Below are 15,290 nucleotides of genomic sequence, written 5' to 3'. Positions count from 1 at the left end.
AGATGTGTATAAGAGACAGGCCCATGTCGACCCCCCGCCGCCCCAGCGCCTCGGCCAGAGCCCGCTGCCGCTCCCGGTACGTCGCACGCGCGGCCGCCACCTCGGCCACCGATGCGGGTGCGCTGAGAAGTTCGTACAGAATGGTCTGCAGCATGCGGGAGGTCCACCCCGGCCCGAGCATCCGGCGTGCCACGATGCGATCGATCAGCTCGGTCGGCCCCGCGAGCGCGCCGATGCGCAGGTCGGGGCCGTGCGACTTGGCAAAGCTTCGAATGTGCAGCGTGCGATGCGGCAGCCACGTGCCGAGGCTGACCGCCGGCACCGAACTGATCTCGCCCGAATGGTCGTCTTCGATGATCACCGGGTCGGTGAGGTGCGAGTGCGCCTTCAGCTCCCGCACGAGTTCTCGCGCCCTCTCCGCGGTCATCGAGGCTCCGGTGGGGTTGTGCGCGCGGGTCTGCAGAATGATCGCTGCCGGGTTTGTGCGAAGGGCCGCCGCGAACCGGTCGGGCCGCATGCCGTGCCGGTCGATGGGTACAGCCACTCGTTCGGCGCCGAACTGCTCGAGCAGATCGAAGAACGGCGGGAACGACGGATCTTCGACGATCACCCTGTCGCCATACCGAACCACCGCATCGAGGGAACGCGACAGGGCGTCGAGCGCTCCGTCGACGATGGTCAGCGATTCTGGGTGGTAGGGCCAGGATGCCCGCAGTAGGCGTTCGAGTTCAGGAAGCACCCTCGAGGTGAGGTAGCTCGAGGTGTCGGCACGCGTCGATACCCGTGAGATGGCGGCCGCGAGCCCGGGCAGCAGTTCTGGGTCTGGTGTTCCGGTCGAGAGGTCGAGCCGGGCTTCGACATGGGATCCGGCCAGCCCCGCGAAGTGCGCCGGCATCCACGTGGTGCTGGCGTGCAGCACAAAGCTGCCGGCCCGCCCACGCGAGGTGATCAGCCCCACGCCGGCCAGCGCCTGCCAGGCTTTCGATACAGTGGCCGGGCTGACCCTGAGCTCGGCGGCAAGAGCACGAACAGTGGGCAGACGGTCTCCGGATGCGATGGCGCCGCTACGAATGAGGCGGGAGAATGCGGCGGCGATGCCCTCGGGAGTGCGGTTCTCCTCCACAGCCCGGGCGATCAGCTCGATCATCCACACCTCTTGACTTATTTACTCTGGCGTCACACGCTGAAACACGAGAGAAATGTTCACAGCAAATAATAACAAAACCGGCTTCGAAAGGAACACGCGAAACTATGACGGTCATTCGAGCGGCAATCACGCAGACAACGTGGACGGGCGACAAAGAATCCATGCTGGCCAAGCACGAGCAGTTCGCCCGTGATGCGGCTGCAGACGGCGCCCAGGTCATCTGCTTTCAGGAACTCTTCTACGGGCCCTACTTCGGCATCACCGAAGACGCCAAGTACTACGCCTACGCCGAGGCGGCCGACGGCCCCATCGTGCAGCGGTTCGCGGCACTGGCGAAAGAGTTGAACCTCGTGATGGTGCTGCCCATCTACGAAGAAGACATGCCCGGCGTGTACTACAACACGGCCGTCGTGGTCGACGCCGACGGCACCATTCTCGGCAAGTACCGAAAGCACCACATTCCGCACCTCGACAAGTTCTGGGAGAAGTTCTACTTCCGCCCCGGCAACCTCGGCTACCCGGTCTTCAAGACCGCAGTCGGGCCCATCGGTGTCTACATCTGCTACGACCGACACTTCCCCGAGGGCTGGCGTGAGCTCGGCCTGAACGGTGCCCAGATCGTGTTCAACCCGAACGCCACCAAGCCCGGGCTCTCGAACCGCCTGTGGGAGATCGAGCAGCCCGCTGCCGCCGGCGCGAACGGCTACTTCGTGGCCGCGCCGAACCGGGTGGGCCGCGAAGACAACGAATACGGCGACCTGGCCGTCACGTTCTATGGCAACAGCCAGTTCGTCGATCCCCAGGGCAACATCATCGGCGGGTACGGCAGCGGCGAGCACGAAGAGATCGTCATCCGTGACCTCGACCTCGACATGATTCGCCAGGTTCGCGACAATTGGCAGTTCTACCGTGACCGCCGCCCGGAGTCGTACACGTCGATTCCCAAGCCGTAGCCACGACCTTCTGCGAAGGAGCAGCGAATGAAGACCCTCATCACGAACGGAACGGTCGTCAACGCGACCGGTACGGCAGAGGCCGATGTACTGATCAACGGCGAGACGATCGCCGCCGTTCTGGCCCCGGGCTCAGCCCTCCTGGGTTTTGACGTGGCATCGAACGTCGACCGTGTGATCGACGCGCGGGGCAAGTACGTCATCCCCGGCGGCATCGACGCACACACGCACATGGAGATGCCCTTCGGTGGCACGTTCGCGAGCGACACCTTCGAGACGGGCACCAGGGCCGCTGCGTGGGGCGGTACGACCAGCATCGTCGACTTCGTCGTGCAGTACGCCGGCGAGAACGTGCTCGACCAGTACGCGCTCTGGCACCAGAAAGCGGCCGGCAATTGCGCGGTCGATTACGGGTTCCACCAGATTCTCAGCGATGTGCAGGATTCGTCTCTCACGGCGATGGACGAACTGCTGAACGAGGGTGTCAGCTCGTTCAAACTGTTCATGGCCTACAAGGGCGTCTTTCTCAGCGACGACGGCCAGATCGTGAAGGCCATGCAGCGCGCCAGCGAGAATGGCAGCCTCATGATGATGCATGCCGAGAACGGCAGCGTCATCGACCTCCTGGTGCAGCAGGCCATCGAGCGTGGTGACACCTCGCCCTACTTCCACGGCACCACCCGTCCGTGGCAGACCGAGGAGGAGGCCACGCACCGCGCCATCATGCTGGCGAACCTCACGGGCGCGCCGCTGTACATCGTGCACGTCAGCGCGAAGCAGGCCGTCGAGCAGATCGCGCTGGCCCGCGACCGGGGCCAGAACGTGTTCGCCGAGACCTGCCCGCAGTACTTGTACCTGTCGCTCGAAGAGCAGCTCGGGGCATCCAGCAACCAGTGGGGTGACTTCGAGGGTGCCAAATGGGTGTGTTCGACTCCCTTGCGCTCGCGGGCGGAGGGGCACCAGCACCACATGTGGCAGGGCCTTCGCACGAACGACCTGCAGGTCATCTCGACCGATCACTGCCCCTTCTGCATGAAGGGCCAGAAAGACATGGGAATCGGCAACTTCTCGAAGATCCCCAACGGCATCGGCTCCGTGGAGCACCGCATGGATCTCATCTACCAGGGTGTCGTCATGGGGGAGATCTCGCTGCCGCGCTGGGTCGAGCTCACGTCGACCACCCCGGCCCGCATGTTCGGCATGTACGGCAAGAAGGGTGTCATCCAGCCGGGCGCCGATGGCGACGTGGTCGTCTACGACCCGAACGGGCACACCTCCATCGGAATCGGTGAGGGCCGCACACACCACATGAACATGGACTACTCGGCCTGGGAGGGTTTTGAGATCGACGGGCACGTCGACACCGTCATCTCCCGCGGAAAAGTCATCGTCGACGGCAACCAGTACCTCGGTTCGAAAACCGACGGCAAGTACTTCAAGCGCGGCCTGTCGCAGTACCTGATCTAGGAGAAAGCACCACATGGAATTCGGAGCAGTACTCCAGACCCACCCGCCGGCGTCGCGCACCCTTGCGCTCGCGAAACTGGCCGAGCAGCACGGCTTCGACTACGCGTGGACCTTCGACTCGCACCTGCTCTGGCAGGAGCCCTACGTCATCTACAGCCAGATTCTCAACGAGACCCACCGCATCAAGGTGGGCCCCATGGTGACGAACCCGGCGACCCGCGACTGGACGGTCACGGCCTCCATCTTCGCCACCCTTAACGAGATGTACGGCAACCGCACCATCTGCGGCATCGGTCGTGGCGACTCGGCCGTCAGAACCACGAATGGTGCGCCCACCACGCTGAAGACCCTGCGCGAGTCGATCCACGTCATCCGCGAGCTCGCCAACAGTCGCTCGGTCGAGTACAACGGCGCCACCGTGCAGTTCCCGTGGAGCCGCGGCTCCGAACTCGAGGTATGGGTTGCCGCCTATGGCCCGCTCGCCCTGAAGCTCGCGGGCGAGGTGGGTGACGGCTTCATCCTGCAGCTCGCCGACCTCGACATCGCCGAGTGGATGATCAAGACCGTTCGCGATGCGGCCGAAAAAGCCGGTCGTGACCCGATGTCAATCAAGTTCTGCGTGGCGGCGCCCATGTACATCGGCGATGACTGGGAGCATATGCGCGACCAGTGCCGCTGGTTCGGCGGAATGGTCGGCAACCACGTCGCCGACATCGTCGCCAAGTACGGAAACGATTCGTCGGTACCGGCCGCCCTCACCGACTACATCAAAGCTCGCGAAGGCTACGACTACAACGAGCACGGCCTCGCAGGCAACTCGCACGCGGCCTTCGTGCCCGACGAGATCGTCGACCGGTTCTGCCTGCTCGGCACTGCCGAGCAGCACATCGAGAAGCTGAAGGCGCTGAAAGAGCTCGGCGTCGACCAGTTCGCCGGCTATCTGCAACACGACAACAAAGAAGAAACCCTGCGGGTCTACGGCGAGGCCGTCATTCCCGCTCTGCGAGAGCACATCACGGCCACCGCATGACGAGACCGGGGGTTCGATTCAGCGCGGTGCTGTGGGGGCTGGCCGGGTTGGTGCTGCTTGCTGTGCTCTGGGAGGGGTACAAAGCGGTCGGGCCGGTCACGGGCGTTCAATTCTTCGGTCAGAGCATTCTGCCCAAGACCGACGACCGCTCGATGCCGCACCTCGTCGACATGGTCACGCGGGCGCTGCAGCCGGTGAATTCCGCGGTCGGTTCCCCTCCCGTGTGGGTGTCGGTGATCGGGGCGGCGCTGAACAGCCTCGGTGTGGCGGCCGTCGGCTGGGTCGCCGGTTCTGTCGTCGGTTTTCTCCTCGCACTGCTGATGCAGCGGCTCCGCGTCGCCGAGCGAGCGGTTCTGCCCTGGCTCATCCTCAGCCAGACGGTGCCTCTCATCGCCCTGGCGCCCGTGATCGTCGCCTGGGGTGGCAAGATCCAGATCGGTGCGTTCTCGTGGGACAGATGGATGTCGGTGGCCGTCATCGCCTCCTACCTGGCCTTCTTCCCGGTGGCGGTCGGCGCGCTCCGCGGGTTGCAGTCGCCAGACGCCATCCATCTCGAACTCATGCGCACCTACAACGCCGGGTGGTTCAAGACCCTGCTGCGCCTGCGTCTGCCCGCGAGCGTTCCGTACCTCATCCCCGCACTGCGGCTGGGGGCAGCGAGCGCCATCGTCGGCACGGTGGTGGCCGAGGTCTCCACGGGCTACAAAGGCGGCATCGGGCGCATGATCATCGAATTCGCGCAGTCGGGTACGTCAGACCCGGCAAAGGCCTACGCGCCCATCGCGGGAGCAGTCATCCTCGGGCTCGTCTCGGCAGGCCTCGTGGCCCTCGTGGGGCTCGCCCTCAAACGGTTCAATCGACAGGAGGCGGCATCGTGACGACGCCCGTTCAGACCCCCGCGACCGGTGCGGCCCACGCCGCCAGTGTGGCCGCTATCTCGGTGCGTTCGGCCGGCAAAGTCTTCCAGGTCGCCAAAGGTGCCGAGGTGCGAGCACTCGACGACGTGTCGCTCACTGTGGCACCGGGGGAGTTCGTGTCCCTGATCGGCCCCTCTGGGTGCGGCAAAAGCACGTTGCTGCGGCTGATCGCCGATCTCGACGAAGCGACCAGCGGTGAGATCCTGGTGTTCGGCAAGACCGCGCGTCAGGCCCGCATCGACCAGGAGTACGGCATCGCCTTCCAGAGCGCGGGCCTGCTGCCGTGGCGTTCAGTCCAGGCCAACATCGAGCTGCCGCTCGAGTTGCACGGTGTCGGCAAGACCGAGCGCTCGGCACGTGCCGAAGAGCTCATCGAACTCGTGGGGCTCACCGATTTTCGCTCGCGCTTCCCCGACCAACTCTCGGGGGGTATGCAGCAGCGCGTGGCCATTGCGCGGTCGCTGGCCGAACGACCCAAGCTCCTGCTGATGGATGAGCCGTTCGGCGCCCTCGACGAAATGACCCGGGAGCGAATGCAGCAGGAGCTTGTGCGTATCTGTTCGGAGACGGGCGCCGCCGTCGTATTCGTGACGCATTCGATTCCCGAAGCCGTCTTCCTCTCCGACCGCGTGGTGGTCATGTCGCCCCGGCCCGGCCGCATCGTGGGGATCGTCGACATCGATCTCGGGCCCGGCACCCAGCGCAGCGAGGGGCTCCGGGAGAACTCGGCGTTCTTCGAGGGGGTGACGGCCGTGCGCGAGGCGTTGCACGGCAGCCCGGCGGCGCCGATGGGAGTCGAGCTGCGATGAGCGAAGGGATGCGCGGGCCTGGTGTGGCCGAGCGGGGGAACGGGCATCCGGAGCCCGCTGCCGGTGCTGCTGCCGGTGCCGGTGTGCCTGCCGGTGTCTCAGCCGCTGCGGTGCGTGGCCCTGGTCGGGGCCGCGCGCTCGTTCGCTCGGTGCTGCCGCCACTCGTGCTGGGTGTCGCCTTCCTGCTTCTCTGGCAGTTGGTCGTTGCGGTGTTCGATATCAAGCCGTACCTGCTGCCGAGCCCCACTGACATCGCCGGTCAAGTCGTGGCGGTGTTTGCCCTGCTTCTCTCGTCGATGCTCGCGACCGGGCTGAACGCGTTGATCGGGCTCGTGGTGGGCGGTGTGCTCGCAGTGCTGCTGGCGCTCGTCGCTTCGCGGCTGCGGGTGTTCGATCGCATGATCGTGCCGCTGGTCGCGGGCCTTGCCGTGGTGCCGATCGTGGCGCTGGCACCGATTCTGAACACGATGTTCGGCTCCACCTCCGACACCCCGCGGCGGGTGGTGGTGATGATCGTGGTGTTCGCCCCGATTTTCATCAACACCCTGCGAGGGCTTCGCCAAGTGCGGCCCGTGCACCGAGACCTGATGCGGGCGTACGCGGCGAGCAGCTGGCAGTTGACCCGCACCGTCACGCTGCCGGGGGCGGTGCCGTTCATCTTCACCGGGCTCCGTATTGCATCGTCGCTGGCCGTCATCTCGGCGATCGTGGCCGAATACTTCGGCGGGCTGCAGAACGGTCTCGGCTCCCGCATCACGTCTGCGGCGGCGAACAGTGCCTACCCCCGGGCATGGGCGTACGTGTTCGGTGCCATTATTCTCGGCCTCGTCTTCTATGGCGTCACCCTGCTGCTCGAACGGTTCGCTTCCCGGCGACGCTCCTGAGTTCACCCCGTTGCACCCCTGCACCACTCATTGATGGAGGAAATGATGAAACACAGCAAACGCATCGCCCTCGGCGTGGCCGCCATCGCGGCGTCGGCAGCTCTCGCCCTGTCGGGCTGCTCGAGTTCGTCGAGCACGAGTACGGCCACGAGCGGCAACAGCGGCAACCCCAGCGTCACCGGGGGTGCCCTCATCCCCGTGAAACTGCAACTGCAGTGGTTCACCCAGGCGCAGTTCGCCGGCTACTATGCCGCGCTCGACCAGGGCTATTTCACAGACGAGGGTCTCGACGTGAGCATCATCGAGGGTGGCACCGACATCGTGCCGCAGACCCAGCTCGCAGACGGTTCGGTCGACTATGCGGTGGCCTGGGTTCCGAAGGCGCTCGCCTCGCGTGAGCAGGGCGCCGGTATCACTGACGTCGCCCAGATCTTCCAGAAGTCGGGCACCCTGCAGGTGTCGATGGCAGCGAAGAACATCAAGACCGCGGCCGACCTCAAGGGCAAGATCGTGGGCAACTGGGGCTTCGGCAATGAGTTCGAGATGTTCGCCGGCATCACGAAGGCCGGGCTCAACCCGGCCACCGACGTGCAGCTCGTGCAGCAGGCGTTCGACGAGTCGGGCCTTCTCGACGGGTCGATCGACGCGGCTCAGGCCGAGACCTACAACGAATACGCACAGATTCTCGAGACCACGAACCCGGCAACGGGCAAGCTGTACCAGCCGAGCGACCTCAACGTCATCGACTGGAACACCGAAGGCACCGCGATGCTGCAGGATGCGATCTGGGCCAACACCGACAAGCTGAAGAACGACACCACCTATCAAGACACGACGGTCAAGTTCCTCACCGCCGCCCTGAAGGGCTGGATCTACGCCCGCGACAACCCCCAGAAGGCCAGCGACATCGTCGTTGCCAAGGGGTCGCAGCTCGGCGCGAGCCACCAGCTCTGGCAGACCAACGAGGTCAACAAGCTGATCTGGCCGTCGTCGGCGGGTATCGGTATCGTCAGCGACGCGGCCTGGAAGCAGACCGTCGGCGTGGCCATGAGCGCCAAGAACCTCGAAGGAAGCACGGTGATCACCAAGGCGCCCGACTCCGATGCCTACACGAACACCTATGTGCAGAAGGCTCTCGACGCCCTGAAATCACAGGGTGTCGACGTGACAGGCTCCTCGTTCACCCCTCTCACCGTCACCCTTACTGAGGGCGGCAAATAAGAGAGCGCAGCGCGAGAATAGTACCCAGGGCTCGGTCATCCGTGAGCCTCAGTAGGCTTCCGGATGACCGAGCTCACCCACTCGAAACAGAAAGCACCACCCGTGAATCTCAGCCCCGATGACGGCCAGCTCGCCTACGAACTCGACCGTGCGCACGTCTTCCACTCCTGGTCGGCCCAGGCCGCACTCACACCCATGGTCATCGCCGGCGGCCTCGGCAGCACGGTGTGGGACTTCGACGGCAACACCTACCTCGACTTCTCCAGCCAGCTCGTCAACGTCAACATCGGCCACCAGCATCCGGCCGTCGTTGCAGCGATTCACACGCAGGCCGACATTCTCACCACCATCGCGCCCGCCCACGCGAACCTGGCCCGTGGCCAAGCGGCCCAGCGCATCCTCGAGCGTGCGGGCGACGAGTTCAGCAAGGTCTTTTTCACCAATGGGGGAGCCGACGCGAACGAGAACGCCATGCGCATGGCGCGGCTCTACACCGGGCGCGACAAGGTGCTCTCGATGTACCGCTCGTACCACGGCAACACAGGGTCTGCCGTGGCCGCGACCGGTGACTGGCGCCGCGTGCCCAACGAGTATGCCCGTGCACACGTGCACTTCTTCGGTCCGTTCGCGTACCGCTCGGAGTTCTGGGCGACCACGCCAGAAGAAGAGTCGGCGCGCGCACTGCACCATCTCGAGCGGGTCATCCAGGCAGAGGGGGCGAACTCGATCGCGGCCATACTCATCGAGACGATCCCCGGCACCGCGGGCATCCTCGTGCCCCCACCCGGCTACCTCGCCGGGGTTCGCGCGCTCGCCGACACATACGGCATCGTGCTCATCTTCGACGAGGTCATGTGCGGGTTCGGCCGCACGGGCGGGTGGTTCGCGTTCCAGTCGCTGGGGCTCGTCGACGAGCCCGTGGTGCCCGATCTGATCACCTTCGCCAAGGGAGTGAACTCGGGTTACGTGCCGGTGGGCGGGGTCATCATTCCGCCGTTCATCGCCGAAGTCTTCGACGAGACCGTGTTTCCCGGCGGGTTGACGTACTCGGGGCATCCGCTCGCCATGGCGTCGATCATCGGCGCCCTCGATGCGATGGAGAACGAGGGCATCGTCGACAACGCTGCGCGGGTGGGCAGCGAGCTGCTCGAGCCGGGCCTTCACGCGCTGGCCGCGAAGTACCCGGTCATCGGCGAGGTGCGTGGCCTCGGAGTGTTCTGGGCTCTCGATCTCGTGGCCGACCCCACGACCCGCGAACCTCTCTCGCCGACCCTCGTGGGCGCGTTGAAGGCGAAACTGCTGTCGCTTGGCATGCTGCCGTTCTTTGCCGACAACAGGCTGCACGTGGTGCCGCCGTGCGTCGTCACCGACGACGAGGTTGCCCGCGGGCTCGCCATCTACGATGAGGCGTTCGCCAGCCTCGACGTCTGATCAGCCCCGCCCCGCCCAGCCCCAGGCGTCGCTGTCGCGGCGCTGCACAATTCGGCCCCGACCCGGTAGCGTCAATACATGGATGTTCGCCGACTCGAACTGCTGCGCGAACTCGCCGAGCGCGGCAGCATCACCGAGGTCGCCCGCGCCACCCACCGCACCCCCTCCGCCGTCTCGCAGCAGCTGAGGGTGCTCGAGCGCGAAGCCGGCCTTCCCCTCACCGAGAAGGCCGGCCGCGGAATCGTGCTCACCGACGCCGGCCGCGCCCTCGCCCGTAGCGCCGCCGACGTCGCCGTTGCCCTCGAACGAGCCGATGCGCTCTGGGACGAGTTTCGCCACGACCCCACCGGCGAGGTGTCACTGGCCACCTTTCCCACCGGCGGCCAGATGATCCTCCCCGGAGTGCTGCACCGGCTGGCCCAGCAGACGGGCCTCACCCTGCACGCGAGCGACCGAGACCCTGCCTCCGAAGCCTTCCCTGACCTCACGAACGACTTCGACATCGTCATCGCCCACGCGCCGACCCGCCCTCCGTCGCTCTGGCAGTCGCGGGGCCTGCGAATAGTTCACCTGATCACCGAGCCTCTCGACGTGGCGCTTCCCCCCGGGCATCCACTGGCCGCGCAAGCGAGCGTCACCCCTGCCGACCTCATCGGTGAGCAGTGGATCGGCGTGCCCTGGGGCTACCCCTTCGAGCGCACGCTCTACGACATCTCAGCGGCCGCAGGAGCCCCCGTGAACATCGTTCAGCGCTTCGCCGACACTCGAGTGACCGAAGCGCTGGTCTCGGCCGGTCTCGGCATCGCCATCCTTCCCCGCTACACCGCCGGCGGCGCCTACCTCACCAGCGCGGCCATGTCTCAGCGCATCTCACTCACGCCCCTGGCCGGTGTGACCGCCGAGCGCCACATCTACGCACTCATGCGCCCCGACAGGGCTGAACGGCTTGCCGTTCGTACGGTTCTGGATGCCCTGCAGGCCGAATCCGTCGCAATCCGCGAAGCAAACCCCACGACCGCCTGAACCGCCCCGAATACCGGGTAAAGTTGTCGCCCGTGACCAAATTCAACAAAACCCCGTACACGGTCAATGTCTGGGACTTGATGCACCAGCCGGGTGAGCTGCGCGAACGCGAGCTCGACATCGTTCTGCCCGAGAAGCTGGGCGAGGGCCTCGTCGCAGTTCAGGCCGGTAGCACGCTGCAGGTCGACGTGCGCCTCGAGAGCCTCCACGACGGCATTCTGACCAGTGTCAGAGTCGACGCAGACGCCACCGGAATCTGCGGAAGATGCCTCAAAGACATCGAATTACCCGTTCGAGTCGAGTTTGCGGAGCTTTTCGCGTATTCTCTTGACGAAGCTTTTGATTATGAGGTGCAGGCCGACCATGTCGACCTTGAACCACTGATCAGGGATGCGGTGGTTCTCGCACTCCCGTTTCAACCGGTTTGCCGGCCCGATTGCCCAGGCCTCGACCCCGTCACGGGCGAGCGGCTTGAAGATCTGCCCGAACGCGCGCCGCAAGAGATCGTCGACACCCGATGGTCTGCTCTTGCAGGGCTGTTGCAGGCCACTGAGCAAACCACTGAGTCAGAAGCAACCACAAACCACGCGCCCGATGGAGAAACTCCGTCCGGGGCCGAGATAGAGAAGAGTTAGATCATGGCTGTACCGAAGCGAAAGATGTCGCGGGCTTCCACCCGCATGCGCCGCGCCCAGTGGAAGGCAACCGCCCCCACCCTGGTCAAGACCGTCGAGAACGGCAAGACCGTCTACAGCCTGCCGCACCGCGCCAAGGTTGTCGAAGACTCTGCCGGTACCGCGCTGTTCCTTGAGTACAAGGGCCGCAAAGTCGCCGACATTTAGGCCCAACGCCTCAATGTACGTACAGGTGCGCTCCGACGGTGCCGGCCGATGACGAAAGTCAGGGCCGAACCGAACCGGGCGCATCTTTTGGCGACCCTGGGTGTCGAGATTCCGGATGCTCTGCTGCAGCTCGCTCTCACCCACCGGTCGTGGTCGTACGAGAACGGCGGTGTGCCCACCAACGAGCGTCTCGAGTTTCTCGGCGACTCGATTCTCGGGCAAGCCGTCACGGTGATGCTGTACACGCGGTACCCCGAACTCGGAGAGGGTGAGCTGGCCAAACGCCGCGCCAGCCTCGTCAGTACGGTCGCGCTTGCCGGCATCGGCTCGACGATCGGCCTCGGCCCGTTCGTGCTGCTCGGCCGCGGCGAAGACCTCACCGGCGGGCGCTCGAAGGCATCGATCCTCGCCGACACGGTCGAGGCGCTCATCGGCGCCACCTACCTGGGCCTCGGGGGCGAAACCGCCACAGCACTGGTGCTGCGGCTCGTCGAACCCCTCATCGAGAACCCGAACACGTTCGGCGAGTCGATGGATCCGAAGACCACCCTGCAAGAACTTGCCGCTTCCCTCGGAGCCTCTGCACCCGTCTACGATGTGGCCGAAGCGGGCCCCGACCACCGCAAAACCTTCATCGCCACCGTCAGCGTCTCCGTCGCCGCCACAGGCGACACTCTCGTCACTGCCTCCGGCGAAGGTTCGAGCAAGAAGCAGGCCGAATCGCTCGCCGCCCGCCAGGCGCAGCAGCTGCTCACCACTCCGGTCTGACGTGCTGCTCCCGACCCTCGCCAGGCGCGGCAGCTGCTCATCGCTCCAGCCCGCATCTCGCTCGTGCCCGACGTGATCGGGGCCGTACCGTGGTCGGCCGCGCGTGCCTGAGCTCCCCGAGGTCGAGGTCGTTCGCGCCGGCCTCGAACCGGCCGTCACGGGCGCCCTCATCACCGGCGTCGAAGTGTTCGACGATCGTTCCCTGAAACGGCACAGTCCCCTCGCTGGCCCCTTCGCTGACGGCCTCACCGGGCACCGGATGCTCGCCGCCGTGCGCCGCGGAAAGTTCCTGTGGTTCCCGCTCTCCTCCGGCCGCGCCCTCGTCACCCACCTCGGCATGAGTGGCCAGGTTCTTCTCCGCGTGCCCGGACACCCCGAGACCGCCCTCCTCCGCATCCGCCTCAGCATCGAGCATCCGTCGCTCGGCGAGCACTGGGTCAACTTCGTCGACCAGCGCATCTTCGGCTCCATGGCGGTCGACACCCTCGTGCCCACCCCCGACGGTGCCCCCGCCGGCTACTCGGGCCCCGGTCTCGCCGGTGCCCATTTGTCGGCTCCGGCTGCGGCTCGCCCTTCTGACGAGGCAGATCCGACGGCTCCTGTTCTCGCGCCCACGTGGCTCGCCTCGATCCCGAGCCAGGTCGCCCACATCGCCCGTGACCCGCTCGACCCGTTCTTCGACGAGCGCACATTCTTCGCTGCGCTGAAGAGCAAGAAAACCGGCATCAAGCGGGCGCTCCTCGACCAGACCCTCATCAGCGGCGTCGGAAATATCTACGCCGACGAGGCCCTCTGGGCGGCCAGGCTCCACTACGCCCAGCCCACCGCTACTCTCTCGCCCCGCCGGGCCCGCACCCTCCTCGCCGAGATCCGCCTCGTTCTTTCGAAGGCACTCGCCGAGGGTGGCACCAGCTTCGACTCCACCTACGTCAACGTCAACGGCGCCTCAGGTTACTTCTCGCACTCCCTCAACGCCTACGGCCAGCAGGGCAAGCCCTGCCCCCGCTGTGGCCACCTCATCACCCGGGAGTCGTTCATGAACCGCTCGTCGCACTTCTGCCCCCACTGCCAGCGCCTCCGCCTCGCCTGACGCAGCCCCCGCAGCCCGCCGCCCGCCGTTCCTAACGGCGCCGATCGTTCCCGCCGACCCGACCCGAACCAGGCCGAACCAGCCCGACGCCGATCACTGCGGCCGCCCGTTCCGCAGTCAGTCGCGGCGGGCGTGCCCTCAGCCTCTGTCAGCCCGCTGGTCTCGCCGTGCCGTACGGCGCTGGCGACCGAGCACGGCTGCAACACCGCCGAGCATCACCAGCAGCGCCAGTGACGCGGTGAGTTCCGTGTTCTCGCCGTTCACGCCCGTGCTGGCAAGGTGGCTTTGCGATCCTGAACCGCCTCCACTGCTCCCCGACCCCGCGCTGCCACTCCCGGTACCGCCCGTTGTGTTGGTCGGGTCGGTTGTCGACGTCGGAGGCGTCGTTGTGGGCGGCGGCGTGACGACAGCCGCCGCAACGGCGATCGTGTAAGACGCCACGGCGTCGGGAGCCGTCCCATTGCTCGCGGTCACCGAGAACGTCTGCGTCTCCACCGTCGTAGGCTTGCCCGAAATCACTCCACTATCAGGGTCGATCAACAGCCCATCGGGCAGCGTGCCGCTGCTCACCCGATACTGGATGCTCGGCGTTCCGTTCGCTGTCACCGCAAAGCTGTACCCACTTCCCACTGTTCCCCCCGGCGCTGCCCCCACCGTCGTAATCGTGGGCGACACCGCCTGATGTATCGCCACCACCTTGTTCGTCGAACTATTCGTCACGTAGATGTTGTCGGTCACCGGGTCAATCGCAAAGTCGTGAGTATCTGCGCCCGCGGGGATCTGAGCAAGTGTTGTTCCGCGTGTGCCATCGTGCACGTCAATGAAAGAGCCGCCCGTCGAGTTCGAAAGAACGTCGTTGGTATTCACGTCGTTATGGACGTTGAAACACATCTGGGAAATGTCTGAACCGACTTGAGTTCTCGTCCGTTCGTCGAACGTACGCAGAATCGGTTGCGTGAAGCTGCAGACGACTACTGATCCTGTAGTGGAGTTGAGTGAGATGCCACTCGGCTCGTCGCCAGTTGGCAATGAGGCTCCGATCCTGGCGCCTGAGTCTAGATCGAGCGTGGTCACAGTGTCAGCGTCAAAATTTGAGACCCATGCTTTGCGTCGGCCCGAATCGATGGCAATCTGTGAGTTAGTTGAGCCGCTCATTGGTATAACAGGCGCAACGACAGTCTGGTTTTGTCCGTCGACAATGACCACCGAGTTATTGGTCACCACCCACCCGTTGCCGTTCTGCTGGTCGATTGCAACACCGAAAACGTTTCCGGCGAATGACCCGTTTGAGACGTCAACAGGTAGACCGATCACGCTGTCAGTATGCGTATCGATGACGCGAACTGTTTGCGAAGAGGAATTCGTCACGTACGCCCGGTGCCGCACTGAATCCACTGCAATCCTCTCGGGGTGCGTGCCGACAGTGATCGGTGAACCGATCACCGCGCCGGTGTCAGCGTTCAGCACGGTCACCGTGCCATCGCCATCGTTCGTGACGAACACCTTGCGCTCTACAGAGTCGACCGCAATGCCAAACGGATGTAGCCCCACGGTGGTCGTCGCAAACGTCGTGTAGGTGTTGGTCGTCGCGAACGCGGCCGACGAACCCGTCAGGGTCGCCGCGAAGACGAGCGCGGCAGCGGAGCAGAGAATCAGGGAGCGCGAAGCGTGACGAAAGTTCATGAATGCATACTAGCGGCATTCGTGA

General features: G+C 65.3%; 15 protein-coding genes. 13 read left to right on the top strand and 2 right to left on the bottom strand.

The window, feature by feature from the left end; genetic code table 11:
• On the bottom strand, positions 1–1,147 hold a 1,147-nt coding region (locus QN358_RS15420; protein WP_323512883.1), incomplete at its 3' end, for a PLP-dependent aminotransferase family protein.
• A gap of 104 nt (positions 1,148–1,251) precedes the next feature.
• On the opposite strand from QN358_RS15420, the gene QN358_RS15415 reads away from it, so the two are divergent.
• The 13 genes from QN358_RS15415 (at position 1,252) to QN358_RS15355 (ending at position 13,582) form a co-directional block, all read left to right on the top strand.
• Complete coding sequence (locus QN358_RS15415; RefSeq protein ID WP_136643407.1) at positions 1,252–2,100, top strand: nitrilase-related carbon-nitrogen hydrolase; 849 nt, start codon at positions 1,252–1,254, stop codon at positions 2,098–2,100.
• Between the two features lie 27 nt (positions 2,101–2,127).
• The gene (gene hydA, locus QN358_RS15410) at positions 2,128–3,567 is read left to right on the top strand and encodes a dihydropyrimidinase (RefSeq protein WP_136643406.1); all 1,440 of its coding nucleotides are present in this window, start codon (positions 2,128–2,130) and stop codon (positions 3,565–3,567) included.
• A 13-nt stretch (positions 3,568–3,580) separates the two neighbouring features.
• Complete coding sequence (locus tag QN358_RS15405) at positions 3,581–4,597, top strand: TIGR03842 family LLM class F420-dependent oxidoreductase (RefSeq protein ID WP_323512882.1); 1,017 nt, start codon at positions 3,581–3,583, stop codon at positions 4,595–4,597.
• Complete coding sequence (locus QN358_RS15400; RefSeq protein ID WP_136643404.1) at positions 4,594–5,475, top strand: ABC transporter permease; 882 nt, start codon at positions 4,594–4,596, stop codon at positions 5,473–5,475. Before QN358_RS15405 ends, QN358_RS15400 begins: the two co-directional genes overlap by 4 nt.
• A complete protein-coding gene (locus QN358_RS15395) occupies positions 5,472–6,323 on the top strand; it encodes an ABC transporter ATP-binding protein (protein ID WP_201799354.1) in 852 nt (283 codons plus the stop codon). The genes QN358_RS15400 and QN358_RS15395 overlap by 4 nt, the downstream gene beginning before the upstream one ends.
• Positions 6,320–7,207 (top strand): ABC transporter permease, encoded by an 888-nt coding sequence (locus tag QN358_RS15390; RefSeq protein WP_323512881.1) that lies wholly within the window; start codon positions 6,320–6,322, stop codon positions 7,205–7,207. Before QN358_RS15395 ends, QN358_RS15390 begins: the two co-directional genes overlap by 4 nt.
• Before the next feature lie 45 nt (positions 7,208–7,252).
• Positions 7,253–8,428 carry an ABC transporter substrate-binding protein gene (locus tag QN358_RS15385; RefSeq protein ID WP_136643402.1) on the top strand — a complete coding sequence of 392 codons (1,176 nt, stop codon included), beginning with the start codon at positions 7,253–7,255 and terminating at the stop codon, positions 8,426–8,428.
• A gap of 63 nt (positions 8,429–8,491) precedes the next feature.
• Positions 8,492–9,859 carry an aspartate aminotransferase family protein gene (locus QN358_RS15380; protein ID WP_136643401.1) on the top strand — a complete coding sequence of 456 codons (1,368 nt, stop codon included), beginning with the start codon at positions 8,492–8,494 and terminating at the stop codon, positions 9,857–9,859.
• Between the two features lie 78 nt (positions 9,860–9,937).
• Complete coding sequence (locus tag QN358_RS15375; protein WP_136643400.1) at positions 9,938–10,882, top strand: LysR family transcriptional regulator; 945 nt, start codon at positions 9,938–9,940, stop codon at positions 10,880–10,882.
• Positions 10,883–10,914: 32 nt separating this feature from the next.
• The gene (locus QN358_RS15370; protein WP_237280510.1) at positions 10,915–11,517 is read left to right on the top strand and encodes a YceD family protein; all 603 of its coding nucleotides are present in this window, start codon (positions 10,915–10,917) and stop codon (positions 11,515–11,517) included.
• 3 nt (positions 11,518–11,520) lie between these two features.
• Positions 11,521–11,724: a 50S ribosomal protein L32 gene (gene rpmF / locus QN358_RS15365; protein ID WP_136643399.1), complete on the top strand. Its 204-nt coding sequence runs from the start codon at positions 11,521–11,523 to the stop codon at positions 11,722–11,724.
• Between the two features lie 48 nt (positions 11,725–11,772).
• A complete protein-coding gene (gene rnc / locus QN358_RS15360; RefSeq protein ID WP_136643398.1) occupies positions 11,773–12,492 on the top strand; it encodes a ribonuclease III in 720 nt (239 codons plus the stop codon).
• Between the two features lie 103 nt (positions 12,493–12,595).
• Positions 12,596–13,582 (top strand): Fpg/Nei family DNA glycosylase, encoded by a 987-nt coding sequence (locus QN358_RS15355; RefSeq protein WP_136643397.1) that lies wholly within the window; start codon positions 12,596–12,598, stop codon positions 13,580–13,582.
• A 138-nt stretch (positions 13,583–13,720) separates the two neighbouring features.
• Here QN358_RS15355 and QN358_RS15350 read toward each other — a convergent pair whose 3' ends face one another.
• Entirely contained in the window at positions 13,721–15,265 is a 1,545-nt protein-coding gene (locus QN358_RS15350; RefSeq protein WP_323512880.1) for a putative Ig domain-containing protein, read from the bottom strand.
• Positions 15,266–15,290: the final 25 nt, after the last annotated feature.

The organism is Subtercola sp. RTI3 (assembly GCF_035018625.1).
In the GTDB taxonomy this organism is placed as follows: Bacteria; Actinomycetota; Actinomycetes; order Actinomycetales; family Microbacteriaceae; genus Subtercola; species Subtercola vilae.
The sequence above is the reverse complement of the archived record's forward strand: the minus strand, read 5'-3'. Positions and strand labels throughout refer to the sequence as shown.

Coding starts and splice junctions, on each gene's coding strand:
- QN358_RS15385 (WP_136643402.1), top strand. CDS start 7,253: ATGAAACACAGCAAACGCATCGCCCTCGGCGTGGCCGCCATCGCGGCG.
- QN358_RS15405 (WP_323512882.1), top strand. CDS start 3,581: ATGGAATTCGGAGCAGTACTCCAGACCCACCCGCCGGCGTCGCGCACC.
- rpmF (WP_136643399.1), top strand. CDS start 11,521: ATGGCTGTACCGAAGCGAAAGATGTCGCGGGCTTCCACCCGCATGCGC.
- hydA (WP_136643406.1), top strand. CDS start 2,128: ATGAAGACCCTCATCACGAACGGAACGGTCGTCAACGCGACCGGTACG.
- QN358_RS15390 (WP_323512881.1), top strand. CDS start 6,320: ATGAGCGAAGGGATGCGCGGGCCTGGTGTGGCCGAGCGGGGGAACGGG.
- rnc (WP_136643398.1), top strand. CDS start 11,773: ATGACGAAAGTCAGGGCCGAACCGAACCGGGCGCATCTTTTGGCGACC.
- QN358_RS15350 (WP_323512880.1), bottom strand. CDS start 15,265: ATGAACTTTCGTCACGCTTCGCGCTCCCTGATTCTCTGCTCCGCTGCC.
- QN358_RS15380 (WP_136643401.1), top strand. CDS start 8,492: ATGACCGAGCTCACCCACTCGAAACAGAAAGCACCACCCGTGAATCTC.
- QN358_RS15375 (WP_136643400.1), top strand. CDS start 9,938: ATGGATGTTCGCCGACTCGAACTGCTGCGCGAACTCGCCGAGCGCGGC.
- QN358_RS15415 (WP_136643407.1), top strand. CDS start 1,252: ATGACGGTCATTCGAGCGGCAATCACGCAGACAACGTGGACGGGCGAC.
- QN358_RS15400 (WP_136643404.1), top strand. CDS start 4,594: ATGACGAGACCGGGGGTTCGATTCAGCGCGGTGCTGTGGGGGCTGGCC.